16 protein-coding genes and 3 pseudogenes are annotated in these 13,324 nt (G+C 63.4%); 6 read left to right on the top strand and 13 right to left on the bottom strand.

Annotated elements, in window-relative coordinates:
• Window positions 1–67 precede the first annotated feature (67 nt).
• Together JL100_RS30360 and JL100_RS30355 are read right to left on the bottom strand one after the other, a co-directional pair.
• On the bottom strand, window positions 68–571 hold the full coding sequence (locus tag JL100_RS30360; RefSeq protein ID WP_202685745.1) for a PIN domain-containing protein: 504 nt from the start codon (window positions 569–571) through the stop codon (window positions 68–70).
• A 1-nt stretch (window position 572) separates the two neighbouring features.
• Entirely contained in the window at window positions 573–857 is a 285-nt protein-coding gene (locus JL100_RS30355; RefSeq protein WP_202685744.1) for a type II toxin-antitoxin system Phd/YefM family antitoxin, read from the bottom strand.
• 445 nt (window positions 858–1,302) lie between these two features.
• Between JL100_RS30355 and JL100_RS30350 the strand changes: the two genes are divergently transcribed.
• From JL100_RS30350 to JL100_RS30330, 5 genes are all read left to right on the top strand, one after another.
• Window positions 1,303–2,265, top strand: coding sequence for an IS5 family transposase (locus JL100_RS30350; protein ID WP_202685743.1), 963 nt, complete (start codon window positions 1,303–1,305; stop codon window positions 2,263–2,265).
• Window positions 2,266–2,420: 155 nt separating this feature from the next.
• Window positions 2,421–2,657 carry a hypothetical protein gene (locus JL100_RS30345; RefSeq protein ID WP_228421624.1) on the top strand — a complete coding sequence of 79 codons (237 nt, stop codon included), beginning with the start codon at window positions 2,421–2,423 and terminating at the stop codon, window positions 2,655–2,657.
• A gap of 360 nt (window positions 2,658–3,017) precedes the next feature.
• On the top strand, window positions 3,018–3,494 hold the full coding sequence (locus JL100_RS30340) for a hypothetical protein (protein ID WP_202685741.1): 477 nt from the start codon (window positions 3,018–3,020) through the stop codon (window positions 3,492–3,494).
• On the top strand, window positions 3,491–4,534 hold the full coding sequence (locus JL100_RS30335; protein ID WP_202685740.1) for a hypothetical protein: 1,044 nt from the start codon (window positions 3,491–3,493) through the stop codon (window positions 4,532–4,534). The genes JL100_RS30340 and JL100_RS30335 overlap by 4 nt, the downstream gene beginning before the upstream one ends.
• 44 nt (window positions 4,535–4,578) lie before the next feature.
• Window positions 4,579–4,863 (top strand): hypothetical protein, encoded by a 285-nt coding sequence (locus JL100_RS30330; protein ID WP_202685739.1) that lies wholly within the window; start codon window positions 4,579–4,581, stop codon window positions 4,861–4,863.
• On the opposite strand, the gene JL100_RS30325 is transcribed toward JL100_RS30330, so the two are convergent.
• The 7 genes and pseudogenes from JL100_RS30325 to JL100_RS30295 all read right to left on the bottom strand — a co-directional run.
• A complete protein-coding gene (locus JL100_RS30325; protein WP_228421622.1) occupies window positions 4,860–5,372 on the bottom strand; it encodes a transposase in 513 nt (170 codons plus the stop codon). The two genes, JL100_RS30330 and JL100_RS30325, sit on opposite strands and share 4 nt — an antisense overlap.
• Entirely contained in the window at window positions 5,369–5,590 is a 222-nt protein-coding gene (locus JL100_RS30320) for a hypothetical protein (RefSeq protein ID WP_202685867.1), read from the bottom strand. The genes JL100_RS30325 and JL100_RS30320 overlap by 4 nt, the downstream gene beginning before the upstream one ends.
• 1 nt (window position 5,591) lies before the next feature.
• Window positions 5,592–7,217, bottom strand: coding sequence for an IS66 family transposase (gene tnpC / locus JL100_RS30315; protein ID WP_228421620.1), 1,626 nt, complete (start codon window positions 7,215–7,217; stop codon window positions 5,592–5,594).
• Window positions 7,218–7,280: 63 nt separating this feature from the next.
• Entirely contained in the window at window positions 7,281–7,628 is a 348-nt protein-coding gene (gene tnpB / locus JL100_RS30310) for an IS66 family insertion sequence element accessory protein TnpB (protein WP_228421618.1), read from the bottom strand.
• Window positions 7,625–7,999, bottom strand: a complete 375-nt coding sequence (tnpA, locus tag JL100_RS30305) for an IS66-like element accessory protein TnpA (RefSeq protein ID WP_228420723.1) — start codon at window positions 7,997–7,999, stop codon at window positions 7,625–7,627. The genes tnpB and tnpA overlap by 4 nt, the downstream gene beginning before the upstream one ends.
• Before the next feature lie 93 nt (window positions 8,000–8,092).
• Window positions 8,093–8,443: a hypothetical protein gene (locus JL100_RS30300; protein WP_202685879.1), complete on the bottom strand. Its 351-nt coding sequence runs from the start codon at window positions 8,441–8,443 to the stop codon at window positions 8,093–8,095.
• A 194-nt stretch (window positions 8,444–8,637) separates the two neighbouring features.
• Window positions 8,638–9,588: pseudogene (locus JL100_RS30295) on the bottom strand (ISAzo13 family transposase); the annotation flags it as partial.
• A 72-nt stretch (window positions 9,589–9,660) separates the two neighbouring features.
• Here JL100_RS30295 and JL100_RS30290 point away from each other — a divergent pair.
• A pseudogene (locus JL100_RS30290) lies at window positions 9,661–11,084 on the top strand (IS3 family transposase); the annotation flags it as partial.
• Between the two features lie 267 nt (window positions 11,085–11,351).
• Here JL100_RS30290 and JL100_RS30285 read toward each other — a convergent pair.
• From JL100_RS30285 to JL100_RS30270, 4 genes and pseudogenes are all read right to left on the bottom strand, one after another.
• Window positions 11,352–11,627, bottom strand: a pseudogene (locus JL100_RS30285) (ISAzo13 family transposase); the annotation flags it as partial.
• Between the two features lie 129 nt (window positions 11,628–11,756).
• Window positions 11,757–11,960, bottom strand: a complete 204-nt coding sequence (locus JL100_RS30280) for a hypothetical protein (RefSeq protein WP_202685619.1) — start codon at window positions 11,958–11,960, stop codon at window positions 11,757–11,759.
• Window positions 11,961–11,968: 8 nt separating this feature from the next.
• Window positions 11,969–12,721, bottom strand: a complete 753-nt coding sequence (locus JL100_RS30275) for a hypothetical protein (protein ID WP_202685618.1) — start codon at window positions 12,719–12,721, stop codon at window positions 11,969–11,971.
• Window positions 12,714–13,289 (bottom strand): Tn3 family transposase, encoded by a 576-nt coding sequence (locus JL100_RS30270; RefSeq protein ID WP_202685617.1) that lies wholly within the window; start codon window positions 13,287–13,289, stop codon window positions 12,714–12,716. Before JL100_RS30270 ends, JL100_RS30275 begins: the two co-directional genes overlap by 8 nt.
• Window positions 13,290–13,324: the final 35 nt, after the last annotated feature.

Below are 13,324 nucleotides of genomic sequence, written 5' to 3'. Positions count from 1 at the left end.
TGACGACCGCTCCCCCAATCGCTCGACAGTCCCGTCATGCAAGTAGACGCCGACGACGCTCACCCCTTCAGGGGTGTGGAAGGGCACCCACATCCGGATCCACCACGAAGGTGTCACTGAAGGGCTCGTACAGGCCGGGGAGCGGAAAGTGGGCGTGGATGCGCTCGTAATCGGCTCTGTTGATGGTCACCACCGTGGCCTCGTGAACGATGGCGGTCGCGGCGATGATGAGATCGGCACCGCTCTTCGGTCGCTTGCTGTCAGGATCGGGGTACAGGAAGTTTTTCAGTTCCTGGGTGGTGAACATGTTCCCGTAGAGCCGGGCCACGTCCGCGTCCACCGGCAGGATGGACATACCACCCGCCAGCAGGAAACTGCGCAGCCAATCGTCGATGTCCTTCGCCTTGGCCGCATCGTGCTCGCGCACGTAATTGATGCCGGTCTGGATTTCGAAGACGGTCATGGCGGAGACAGCGATGTCATTCGCATTCACCGCCTTGAGCCATGCCACCAGGTTCGGGTGAGGTTTCTTTCGGAAGTTGCTGACCACGTCGGTGTCGAGGAGGAACACGTTAGTCCCCCAGGCCGGTTGAGCGCGGTGCGAAGCCCATGGCACCGTTTAAGCGTGCCTTGCGGATGCCTTCATCAAGCGCATCGTCCTGGTCAAGGCCAGCGCTCTGCAAAAGGAAATCCTTCAGGTTCGGCTTCATGCGGTCGTAGTCAGCACGGGCGATCACAACAACCTCCTCGCCAGTCCGCTTCTTGATGACCTGGGGAACGCCCGCGAGGGCGCCTTCCATGACAGTGGGCAGGTTGGCCCTGGCGTCGGTTGCCTGCCAAAGTCGCTCCTGGGTCATGTCCGCCTCCATGCAAAATATGGCCGATCATACCACGGGAACAATGGATGGTACAATCAAAGTGTGCAATTCAGCTGTACGCTTTGCGGACGGCCTTCTCCTCAGTGGCATTTGATGTTCACCAGGATGCGGTCCGCGCCCGAAAGCGACAAGTCCACTATCCCGGCGGTTGCCGGGTAACTCAGCCGAAAGGTCAGCGTGGAAGTCGGCAATCAGCACGGGGACTGCCGAGGAGACCATGGTGGATTGTGGGAGGCGCTTATGCGGGTTTGCCTTCGCTGAGGCGTTGGTGCATCGAGGCAGGGCTGAACGAGTTGGCAGGTGGGGGTTGGCCCTGTAGAACGGCGTTGGTGCAGCGAGGCAGGGGTGAACGAGTTGCCAGGAGACTGGACGGCCCTGTAGAACGGGCTCCCCTCATCTTCCCGCGGACTGGTCAGCGCCCTGCATGCCGAACAAACACAATGCCGCCCGGCACCATCATATCCCGAAGATGAGGTTCAGGGTGACGAACTGGTCGGCCTACGAGGCCGGTCTGCGGCGGCGTGGCAGCCTGACGCTGTGGGTCAGCGACGAGGCCATCGCAGCCTGGAGGGCAGCGCCGCGAACGACGCCGGGCGGTCAGGCGCGCTACTCGCAAACAGCGATCGAGACAGCCCTCATGGTCAGGCTGGTGTTTCACCAGCCGCTGCGCCAGACGGAGGGGCTGCTCGAATCGCTGCTGGACCTCATGGGCATAGAACTGCCGGTTCCCGATCACACGACGATCAGCCGGCGGGCGGCATTCCTGACGCCAACGCTGCGGACCGCCCTGCCGGATGGCGCGGTCACCCTGGTGATCGACAGCACCGGGCTGAAGGTTTACGGCGCCGGCGAGTGGCACCGCGACAAGCACGGCGTGCGCGGGCGGCGAACCTGGTGTAAGCTCCACCTGGCGGTCGACGCGGCGACCAACACCATCGCCGCCACCACCCTGACGACCAGCGGCGAGGGCGATGCCAGCCAGGTCGGTCCGCTGCTGGACCAGACGACGGGTCCCATCGACACCGTGATGGCGGACGACGCCTATGACGGCGAACCGACCTACCAGACCGTGGCCGAGCGCGACCTCGCCGCCACAGTCATCATCCCCCCGAGGAGCACGGCCGTGCCGGGATCAACCGCTGAACCGACCCAGCGCGATGGGCATATCCAGTCCCTTGCCGGGAAGGGCCGGCTGGGCTGGCAGCGTGAAACCGGCTACGGCAAGCGGTCCATGGCGGAAACCGCAATGTCGAGATACAAGCGCATCCTCGGCGACCATCTCCATGCCCGAAAGCTGTCTGGTCAGCAGGTCGAGGCTGCCATCAGCGGCGCCGTCCTCAACCGCATGATCGATGCAGGACGCCCGGAGTCCGTCCGCGTCCCATAACCGACCAGGGCGGATAGGCCCACTGCGTCTATGTTGAGCTCGCTGCACCAACGCCCCTCGCAGGTTAACGATTTTCCTGTCGAATTAAATGTGATTGGTTATCTTCATTGAATTAGGAGGAAGCTTTTATCGGATCATCGATTGCGATTAGGCGCTTGAATTTGATGGCTGTGATCTGCGTCGCCGCGCATCGTTCTGGCAAGCTCAAGTCTGAGCGAGAGGGCGAAGTTGCGGTCTGGTTACCTGCTGGCCCAGACTCCATCGAAGATGGTATTGTTGGACGCTGGAAGAATCTCGCGGCCAGAGTTGAGTTGCGGTTTCGTATCGTGCTGGCCAAGCGCAGCGTCGGCGCGCTACTCAAGCGTCTGGCGTTTCGGCACGTGTCAGTTTAGGCCCGGCATCCGCAACGAGACGGCGCTCAATGACGCCCTGCAGGAGGTCAAGCTGGGCGGCACATCAGGGTGACGCTGGTAGACATCGAGGTCATTTCCGATTTGAAACGCGTCGTCGCGCTGCCGTCCGGGGCCAGTCAATTCTGACTAAACGCTACGTGCCCGCACGTGAAACCTCAAGCCCGGGATCAGCCAGCTGGTCGATCATTTTGAACGTTACGGGGCTGGCAGTACAAAGACCGTGACAGGCTTGTCCAGTGCGGCCATAGGCATCTCCACCCATGCACACCTCACCCTTATTGTATTTCACCCGCATATCGGGTATAAATATCTGCACTCACACTTATTCAGGAGCGAAGAATGGGCCGCGAGCTTTCCGATGAATTCGGCTTCGATGCCGGAGATCCCGACGCGCTGGACGATTTCGTGGGCGGCATCCATGACAGCGAGGTCCAGGGCGCCTATTCTGACCGCGAGCCCGACCTGGTGACAGCGGACGGCGCCGAGCTGTTCGTTCCCGATGACGACCATGACCAGTACGCAACCCACGTCATCGAGGGCAAGCGCTACATCCAGCGCGGTCCGCACGGTGTCCCGACGGAGCGCCCCCACGTCATCAGCTTCGAGGGCGTGCTCTATTCCCGCGTGCCGCTGATCGACGGGTATGGCGACGAGAAGCCGGGCCGCGTGGACCTGGAATGGGACGGTCTCGACTGGTACCAGCTCGACGCGGAACGCATGAAGGCTGACTGCGTAAAATTCCTCGCAGGCTATCTGGACGCTCCGCGCGGGCTTGATGTCGCCGAGGCGGACTATGCGTTGAGTAAAGGCGCATGAAGACCTGGCTCGATGCATTTCTGACCGGGCATCTCCGCAATGTGCAGGCAATTCCGCAGCTGGCTGCCAACTTCAAAGCCGCCGGGCAGGTCCCCAGGGACGACTTCGATGCCATGCGGATGGGCTGCCTGCTGGACTACCAGGCATATCAGCGCGGCATGAGAATCCCGATGGTACAGGGCGGCATCATCACCTTGACGGTCGCCCAGCTGGCGTTCCTTCGCATTGCATCGGACAAATCCGGCCCGACCACCGTTCCAAGCCGGGCCGTGCAGCCCGCGATGGAACTGGTCGAGACATTGGTTCACGCTAGGGCGCCCGCACGCGATACGTGGCGCAGCGCCATCGAGGACGTTGTTTGGTACATCGATCTGCCGCACAGAGCCCTGATGGTCGGTCCCCTCCACGAGGTCCGGGCCATTCTGACTTGTCCGTTCGATGGAGAAATCTGGATCAACGCGATCCTGACCAAGCCGAACAGCGATCAGCTGGTTGGCCGAGTCTGCTGGCGTGTCGCCGAGGCCAGGACCGACACCAATTGGAAACCGGTGGATCCGAGACTGGTGGCGTTCGGCGGAACCATGCATTTCGGCGATATGCCGGGACCGGATGACATGCTGGCCAGCGGCGGCATCCCGACCATGGATGCCGGCTATTTCCGGGACAGCGTTGAAGATCTGGTCGGACTGATCGTGCTTTTCGAAACCGTTGGCGGCAGCGACGATGCAGCAACCTATCTTCCGCAAAAGTCGAGGGAAGAGTGCCGCCGAACGCCTTCGATCCTGAGGCCAACTTTCTCGCTGTTCAAGGTGCGCCGCCTGGAAGTCCCGGCGGACCGTTTCGGTCGTCCCGACACCGGCCGGAAAGGCTCATGGACTCTGGATATCCGCCAGCAGGTCGAGGGGCACTTCAAGATGCAGCCCTATGGACCAGGCAGAATGCTGCGCAAGCTGATCTGGGTCGCCGGGTACGAACGCGGTCCCGAAGACGGACGCGTCCGAAGCGAGCTTGAGGAACCTGGCATTTTCCATACCTTTTGAGGCAAGACGTTCACTCAATATGGATATGACGAAAAAAGAAAAACGTGTTCGCGCGCTATGTCAACGGTACCGCCTCGTGCCCGATGGTGCCGCTGGATTTCGAAGGCATCCGGAAATGCTGGTTCATGGGCCTCAACGTCGAGGGCCAACTCCGTGCCATACTCGCGCACGAGTTCGGCCACGTCTTTCTCGACCAGCAGACCTGCGATGACACACATGATCTCGACGAAGTCGGCGAAGAAAAAGCCGTTGAGGATTTTGCTGAAGATTGGATCTCCCCGCGGATGGTGAACCGATCACTGCTTGAGGCATTTGCCGAGCAGTGTTAGAGGCTGTTCGTAGATGTCAGGCGCTGGACCTCATCGATTGCGAGACGTTTGAGGCGTCTGGCGAGGATGGAAACGAAGGCGATCTCGATGAAAGCGACGAGATGCTCCTTGGTCCGGTCGAAGATCGTATTCAACCGCCGATAGCGCGAGATCCAGCCGAAGGACCGCTCCACCGTCCAGCAGATTCCGGTCGGCAGGAAGACGCCGTCGCGGCCGCGGGCAACCGCCTTGACGGTGATACCGAGCTTCTCGCCGGCCTTGGCCAGCCGTTTGCCCCGGTAGCCCAAGTCACCCAGTGCCGATCCCCGGAACCCTTGGCCAGAGAATTCGCGGAGCACCGGCACGATACCTTTGGTGTCGTGAGTATTGGCTGAAGAGACGTCGATCGCCAGCGGAATGCCATGCTTTTCGACGCCCAGGTGGATCTTCACACCGCCGACCTTCTTGCCACCATCGAAGCCGCGCTCGAAACAGCTCGGCGCCGACTTGCAGGGTAACCGGCCGCTCAAGGCCCAGGGACGGGTTTTTTGTAGAGGGGGATGAGGTCGCGCAGGTTCTCGATGCCGAAGGCAGTGAACGCCAGGACTTCCTCGCCTCCGATGCCGTAGATCCAAAGGACGCCGTCCTCGGGTTCCATGTCGAGACTGACCTCGTGCAGCAGATCCTCGTCCTCGCCGAGCATGTCGGCGACGCGGGCGATGGTGAAGACGGCGCTGATCGCGGCCACTTCAGGCGGCTTGTTTCCGGAGCGCCTCGGTGGCGGCCCAGTTCCAGGGCAGAAGTTCGTGCAGGCGGCTGACCAGCTGGTCGCCGATGCGGTCGAGCACCGCCGCGAGATAAGCCTCGGGATCGAGACCCGAGAGCTTGGCCGTCTCGATGATCGTCATCGCGTCCGCGATCATGCCGCCGCCGGCGTCCGAGCCGGCGAAGAGATAGTTCTTCCTGCCCACCGAGATCGGCCGGATCGCCCGCTCGGCCGGGTTGTTGTCCATGGCGACGCGCCCGTCCTCGAGGAACAGGGAGAAGGCCTCGACGCGCTTGAGGAAGTAGCGCATCGCCGCCGGCAGGTCGCCCTTGCCGGGGATGCGCCGAAGCCGGTCCTCGCACCAGGCCTGGAAGGCTTCGACCAGACCTCGGCTTCGCTCCTGCCGGATGCGGCGCCACTCCTCCGCCGGCCGCCCGGCGATCTCGCGCTCGATGTCGTACAGGACGCCGATCCGCTCCAGCGCCTCGAAGGCGATCGGGGAGCCGGTGGACTTCCAGACGTCGTGGAAGGCGCGGCGCAGATGAGCCCAGCATGCCGCCTCGCGGATGCGCCGATGGCCCTCGGCGCCCGGCTCGTAGAGCTTCCTGAAGCCGCCGTAGGCATCGGCTTGCAACACGCCCTCGAAGCCCGCGAGATGGGCCTGCGGGTGCTCGCCCTTGCGGTCGGGCGAGAAGAAGTAGGTCACGGCGGGCGGATCGCTCCCGCCCCAGGGCCGGTCGTCGCGGAGATAGACCCAGATCCGCCCTTCCTTGACCCCGCGGGGTTTGCCCTCGACGGCGCGGCGTCCCGGATCGAGGACGCGGATCGGCGTATCATCGGCATGCAGCCGGTCCGACCGCATGACCTCGGCGCGGATCAGGTCGGTCAGGGGCCGCAGCGCCGCGACCGCCTGGCCGCACCAGTCGATCAGGGTGGACCGGGGAATGTCGGCCCCCATCCGGGCGAAGATCTCGCCCTGGCGGTACAGGGGAAGGTGATCGTCGAACTTCGAGACCAGGACATGGGCCAGCAGGGCGGGACCCGCCATTCCCCGCCGGATCGGCCGGGGCGGTGCCGGCTCCTGGACGATCCTCTCGCACAGCCGGCAGGACTTCTTCGGCCTCCTGGTCTCGATCACCTTGAGCTTGGCCGCGACGAACTCGAGAACCTCGGACAAGTCCTCGCCGAGCAGACGAAGCGGGCCTCCGCAGTCGGGGCAGTGGTCGCCGGGATCGAGCACGATCCGCTCGCGCGGCGCGTCGTCGCGAAGGCACGGTTTACCCCGTCGGCGGGGTTCGCCTCTCGGTAATGCCGGCTCCTCCCCGGCGTCATCGGCATCGGAATGTTCGCCCGAAGCATCGTTGGCGGCAATCGCCACCTCGACGTCCTCGAGCGTCAGCTGGAGCTGCTCGAGCTCACGGTTGATCCGCTCCGAACTCGGTCCGAACCGCTGCCGCCGCAGCCTGGCGATCTGGATCCGAAGCGCCTGGACCAGGGCCTCGAAGGCCAGCGCCGACGCCCTGGCGCGAGCCATCTCCTCACGCTGGGCGAGGATGATCGCCTTCAGGGCGGCTGGGTCGTCGGGCAGAACATCGGGCTGCGGCTGCATGGATCAAGTTTAGCAGAACTTCATGGCGGGTAACAGTAATCCCTCAGTCATGACCAGAGAATGTCACCCGACCCGCGTCGGCCGGGAAGTCCAGGCGGGACGTCTCCAATCAATTCCCTCCCACAGCATTGCGAGTTGTGCCGCCGTCAGCCGTACCGATCCGTCCGAAGGTGCCGGCCAGGGGAAGCGGCCCTGCTCGAGAACCTTGTAATACAAGCAAAACCCCTGGCCGTCCCAGTGGAGCAGCTTGATCCTGTCGCCCCGACGCCCCCGGAAGGCGAAGACGGCACCCGAGCCGGGGGCCTGCCGGAGATGCTCCTGCGCGACCGCCGCCAGCCCGGTGATCCCCTTGCGCACGTCCGTGACCCCGCAGGCGAGATAAACCCGAACGCCGGTGCCCGGGCCGATCATGCCGCCTCCGCGGCCCGGATCAGCCGCATCAGAACGCGATCCGGAATGTCGGCGGCAAAGCGGAGGGTGCGGCCACTGCGCAGCCCGATCTCGACAGGGTGGCCTGGCACATCCCCGCCGCATCCAGCGCCCGGGCTCGGCTCGTCCTCCGTCACTTCGACCGGGAGGAATACGGCCTTACCCGTTGGATGGACAGCCTTGTGCTTCAACTCGCAGCGCCACTGATAGATGTTCTGCCGGGAGATGTCATGCCGGCGGGCCACCTCCGAGACGCTGGACCCGGGAGCGGCAGCCTCGGCGACAATCCGCATCTTCTCGTCCAATGACCAGCGACGCCGGCGCTCTCCCCTGCTCAGCACCTCCACCCGCATATCTCACCTCGCTGTTGACGTCCATAACGACGTCGTTAACGACGTAAGCTATCTCGATAGCAAAATCCTCGTAAGGCGGCCTGGATCGGCCGGTTACGTTAGGGTTGATGTTGTTGGCTCCGAATCGGAGGGGTAAAGCAGGTCAAAGGTAGAAAGTCTGATCGTCTGTCCCCTTGCTTGGGCTAGATCCATGCCGACGGCCTCGCGCTTCTGTGTCTCATCGCGGCGAAGAGCTTCAAAGATGCCAGCAGCGATGCGCCTGGTCTGCTCGTTGCGAGAATGGTCGCGCCAGAAGTGGGCGTTGTGGATCAGTTCGCGAAGGATCTCGGGGCGGTCCTGGGCGGCCTCTGCAATTTCGGCGGCATCGTCCTGTGTCAGATCACGGGATTGTACCAGGGCCAGGAGTGCCCCTGTGTCGGCCGCCGTCGTACTGGTCAGGTGCATCAGTTTCTCGTCTCTTAAAATAGGAACCAGCCGCGAATGCGGCTGACTCGGCCGCCGCCAATGAGGCAGGGTAGCAACGGAAAGCGGAATCGACCGGGGTGGTGCGGCCCGCAGCGAAGCGAGGACACGGCCCGGTCGATTCCGCTTGTAGGCGCGAGGGCGAAGCCCTTAGGAGACACGCATAAATAACTGGATCAGTTGTGAGGTATGTGGCGCGGCGCGATGGTGTAGTTCCATTCCGGATGAAAGCCATCGCGCTCAATGTTGAGGGTGGCCATTTCAGCGGCGGTGACCTTGACACCCTTCTGGTAAGTGTTGGTGTCCAGTTCGCACTCGACCGTCAGGCCGGTCGTTGTGGTGGTAGCGGCGATCAGTTCGATCACGGCCAGGCGGCTGGTCAAGGGATAGCCACGCCAATTTTGCGTGATATGACAGAAAAGGCGATGCTCGATCCTGTTCCACTTCGAGGTTCCGGGCGGGAAGTGGCACACCGAGATCGTCAGCCCGGTCTGGTCGGCCAGGTCCTGAAGCTCACGCTTCCACAGCCGCACGCGAGCTCCATTGGAGCCGCCGCAGTCGGCCGTGATCATCAGCCGGGAGGCCGCGGGATAGAGGTCGCGACCTTTGTTGTCGAACCAGGAGCGGATGGCGTTGACCGCGAACTCGGCGGTGTCGCTGGTCACGCCGAGGCTGACCCAGCCGCTGTTGTCGGCCAGATCGTAGACGCCGTAGGGCACGACCTTGCCGAGGTCCTTGTTCTCGAAGTCATGAACTTCGGTCCGCCGTGGCTGGCCTTCGGGGCGGTACTCGGTGCCCTTGCTGGTGTAGTTGCCAACCAGCTCCTTCTTCTTAGTGTCGACCGAGATTACCGGCTGATCCTCGGCCTGAAAGGCCAGGACCCGGGCATTGATGTGCTCGAACTGAGCGTCACGGTCGGCATGCTGGCGTCCATCATTGGCCTTGCGATTGGCCCGGCGGCCATAGCCGAGCTGGTGCAACAGCTTGCGCACCGTATTCGGGCTGACCGCATGACCCATCTTCTGCAGTGCTTTGGCCAGCTTGACGTGGCTCTTGGAGACCCACAGCAGCGGTCTCATCGGGTCTCCGAGCGTGACCGGCTCGACCAGGCGACGCAGGTCCTCCAGCCCCTCTGTGCCAACGTCGGATGAGACAGTTGCCTGCTGAACTGATCAGTAGAGGGCGCTGTTGAGGACCTGATGAGCATGACTTCCCTACCCCAAACCGGAACCCCGCTTTCACCACCGGACCCGGAGGTGAGTGACCGGCCCCAGCGCCGGACGTTCAGCGTGGCCGACAAGCTGCGCATCCTGGACGAGATCGACCGCGCCCGTCCCGGTGATGTCGGCGCCATCCTGCGTCGTGAAGGTCTGTACTCGTCCAATGTCGGACGGTGGCGCCGACAGCGCGACGCCGGCACGCTGCACGGACCGGCGCCGGCCAGATCGGGGCCGAAGAGCGCGCCGGCCAATCCTCACAAGAACGACGTGGTGCGCCTGGAGCGGGAGAACGCTCGCCTGCGCGACCAGCTCACCCGCGCCGAGGCGATCATCGAGCTCCAAAAAAAAGTCGCTCAGCTGCTGGAGACCTCACTCGGCTCGACCGATCCGGGCGAGCGCAGGTGATGACCGCCATCGAGCAGGCGGTCCCGGCCGTGGACGTCGCCACCGCCTGCCGGGCGCTCGGCGTCCCCCGCGCCAGCTTCTACCGCCATCGCGACAGGCTGCGCCAGGTCGGGCCGCCCCTCCCGCCGGTGCGCCGGCCCTCTCCTCCGCGCGCGCTGAGCAGGACCGAGTGCCGTCAGGTTCTCGACCTGCTGCACAGCGAGCGCTTCGTCGATGCCGCCCCGGCCCAGGTCTACGCCACGCTGCTCGACGAGGGGCGATACCTGTGCTCGGTGCGCACCATGTACCGCCTGCTGGCCGCCAATGACGAGGTTCGGGAGCGCCGGCAGCAGCGCCGGCATCCGGTCTATACCAAGCCCGAACTGCTGGCCACCGGCCCCAACCAGGTGTGGAGCTGGGACATCACCAAGCTGAAGGGGCCGGTCAAGGGCACGTGGCTGTGCCTGTACGTCATTCTCGACATCTTCAGCCGCGCCGTGGTGGGGTGGACGGTAGCCTACCGGGAAAGCGCCGCGCTTGCCGAGCGGCTGATCCGGCAGACCGTGCGCAAACAGGGTGTCGCCCGTGACCGGCTGACGCTGCATGCCGACCGCGGCGGCGCCATGAAGGCCAGGGCGGTGGTCGAGTTGCTGGCCGACCTCGGCGTGACGCGCAGCCACAGCCGGCCGCAGCAGTCCAACGACAATCCGTTCTCCGAGGCGCAGTTCAAGACGCTGAAGTACCATCGCGACTTCCCCGAGCGCTTCGGCTCGATCCAGGACGCCCGGGTGTTCTGCCGCACCTTCTTCGCCTGGTACAACACCGTGCACCGGCACTCCGGGCTGGCGCTGATGACGCCGCACCAGGTCCACTATGGCGACACCGGCGCGATCCGGTCGGCACGGCAGGCAGTGCTCGATGACGTCCACCGCCGGCATCCCGAACGCTTCGTGAGCAAGCGGCCCGAAGCTCCCGCACCGCCCGCGGCGGTCTGGATCAACCCGCCGGCCGCGCCGGAGGAAGGCGGCGGCGCACATCCCTCATCCCGATGTTCGGCTGAACAGCGGCCATCCCGCCGTCCCGGCCTGCCGACCTCACCGCCGGCGCACGAGGGAACGGGCAAGGTCCTTCTCGAGGGACCCGCCCACGGGGCGGGACGGAAGGGCCTTGCGCGGCCCGAGAGCGCCGGCATCCTGGAAGCGGACGAACGGCCGTGGGAAAACCACCCCGCCGGCAGTCAGCCCCAACCCTGAGCTACGACAAAACGAGCAGCTGTCTCATACGCGTTGACATGTACCGAGCAGCGTTGGATCCTTGGCTGGCAGGCGCCGCCGCCCGCTCCCGGCCCGGCGGACACGCCCGCCGGGCGGCGCTGGCTGATCAAGATCCTTCAGCCCTCGCTCGACGGTGCCGCGCGCCAGACCGGTTGCCCGCGACACGGCCACCACCCCACCGCGTCCCGCAGACCTTGCCTCAGCCGCCGCAAACAGGCGTCGTCCGCGCTCGTCCAACTGGTCCCGGATCGCCTCGTACCGCTCTCGTATCGCACGCTCATCAATCATGCCGCCCGATATGGCAATCACCAGCGAAGATCATAGCCTACACCGGAAACATCACACTAATATGTCTTAATTATTCCTGCGCGTCTCCTTAGAGAGCTGCGCCGGGAGGCGCGATGAGCCTTCCTCTTCTCACCGATGCGACATTGTCCTTTGCTGGATCCGCCCGAACACGTCGGCGCATGCCACGGCGCGGTCGGGATCGGTGTACTGGACCCTGACCCCTTCATCGAACAGGCCATTGAGGACGGCATCGAGGCCGTAGGCGTAAACGATGCGCATCAAGGAGCCGTCGTCCGGTGCGGTAAGGAGCTGATCGATGGGAATTTCGGTCATCGTCTTTCTCACGCTGCTTTCAGCCTTGAAATGAAGTCGGCAAGCTCGACCGGAAAGGTCGTCAGGATGACGCCGGCGAAGAGCAGAAGGGCGCCTGCGGCTCCAAGCCTCAGAACCTTCTCGGTGTCATATTTCATGCGATCGAGGATCTCCTTGTCTGCATTCTTCCGATGGGTTGCCTCCTGGGCGATTTCATCGGATCTGGCTTTAAGCTTCTCCTCGACACTCGCCAGTTGCTCACGGAGCTTGGTCGACAAGCTCTCCAATGCGGCAACGCGGGTTTCCAGAGGCGCGGCCGGATCGGTGGTAACTGCGATGCTGCCAAACTTTGCCATGCCAACCACGGCTGTCGCGTAGGCGGTCCGATCCTGCTTGCCGTAGAGCGGCAGGCTTCTGAGCCATTCCTTCGCGAGCACTCGAACATCGACCACGACAACAACAATGCCGATAAGCTGAAACAGCATGCCGATCAACTTAAGCGAAAATTCAGATGGCCAGATGGCAATGATTGTCGATCCAAGAACAATGATCCCCACAGCCAACCATAGGAGCTTTGCTCTGCCTAGCCATCTCCAGATCGTGAGAACCCATAGAACCATTTTTCGCCTGAACTCTCGGAGCCAGCTCATCATATTCATAACCTTTACCCAAATTGATGTTGATCGAGACGCATTGCCGCTGAGAAAGTTGAACATGTGGGTATTGAGTGTCTTGACACGTTTTCGGGGGACGGTAACGATTGCTTCCACGAGTTCACACATCGGCCGAGCTCCGATCAGCTTCAGGTTCTGGAATGGTGTCGGGTTCCGATTTCAACGCTGATGCGGAACGGACCTCGGTGGGCAACGGCATCGGAACACGGGCGAAGTCGAGAATATAGTTGCCGAAACGGTTGATATGCTCGGTCTGATACGGACTGAGGCTGGCCAATGCCGCCTCATCGACCGGAAGCCCCTCGGCCGCCATCTGCTCCAGCGCTCGTGTCATGCTGACGATGGTGTGGAAGATCAGCAGGTTGGCGACCAAATGATTGTACTTGATCAGCTTGCGCTGCTCGTCCCGCACACCCTCGCTCACCAGCCCGCTCTCACCGAAGGCGACCCACTGGGCGTACTTGTTGAACAGCTCGCTCTTGTTGGTCGCCGCCTGGATCAGGTGGCGCAGTTCGAGCGAGGAGAGATAATTCAGCAGAAAGATCGTTCGGACCACGCGCCCCAACTCTCGGAAGGCGAAGTATAGCCGGTTCTTGCGGCTGTAGGTGTTGAGCCGGCGCAGGATCACCGAGGGACGGATGCGGCCAGCCTTGATGGACAGCGCGACGCGCAGCATTGTGCATCGGCGTGGAACAGTAGGCCAGTTTCGGA

The sequence above is a fragment of the Skermanella mucosa genome, assembly GCF_016765655.2.
Lineage (GTDB): Bacteria > Pseudomonadota > Alphaproteobacteria > Azospirillales > Azospirillaceae > Skermanella > Skermanella mucosa.
This window is presented reverse-complemented; position numbering and strand designations above follow the sequence as displayed.

Excerpts from the sequence above, each read along its gene's own strand:
- JL100_RS30355 (WP_202685744.1), bottom strand. The coding sequence starts at position 857 with ATGACCCAGGAGCGACTTTGGCAGGCAACCGACGCCAGGGCCAACCTG.
- JL100_RS30350 (WP_202685743.1), top strand. The coding sequence starts at position 1,303 with ATGCCGAACAAACACAATGCCGCCCGGCACCATCATATCCCGAAGATG.
- JL100_RS30340 (WP_202685741.1), top strand. The coding sequence starts at position 3,018 with ATGGGCCGCGAGCTTTCCGATGAATTCGGCTTCGATGCCGGAGATCCC.
- JL100_RS30335 (WP_202685740.1), top strand. The coding sequence starts at position 3,491 with ATGAAGACCTGGCTCGATGCATTTCTGACCGGGCATCTCCGCAATGTG.
- tnpC (WP_228421620.1), bottom strand. The coding sequence starts at position 7,217 with ATGCAGCCGCAGCCCGATGTTCTGCCCGACGACCCAGCCGCCCTGAAG.
- tnpB (WP_228421618.1), bottom strand. The coding sequence starts at position 7,628 with ATGATCGGCCCGGGCACCGGCGTTCGGGTTTATCTCGCCTGCGGGGTC.
- tnpA (WP_228420723.1), bottom strand. The coding sequence starts at position 7,999 with ATGCGGGTGGAGGTGCTGAGCAGGGGAGAGCGCCGGCGTCGCTGGTCA.
- JL100_RS30300 (WP_202685879.1), bottom strand. The coding sequence starts at position 8,443 with ATGCACCTGACCAGTACGACGGCGGCCGACACAGGGGCACTCCTGGCC.
- JL100_RS30280 (WP_202685619.1), bottom strand. The coding sequence starts at position 11,960 with ATGACCGAAATTCCCATCGATCAGCTCCTTACCGCACCGGACGACGGC.
- JL100_RS30275 (WP_202685618.1), bottom strand. The coding sequence starts at position 12,721 with ATGTGTGAACTCGTGGAAGCAATCGTTACCGTCCCCCGAAAACGTGTC.
- JL100_RS30270 (WP_202685617.1), bottom strand. The coding sequence starts at position 13,289 with ATGCTGCGCGTCGCGCTGTCCATCAAGGCTGGCCGCATCCGTCCCTCG.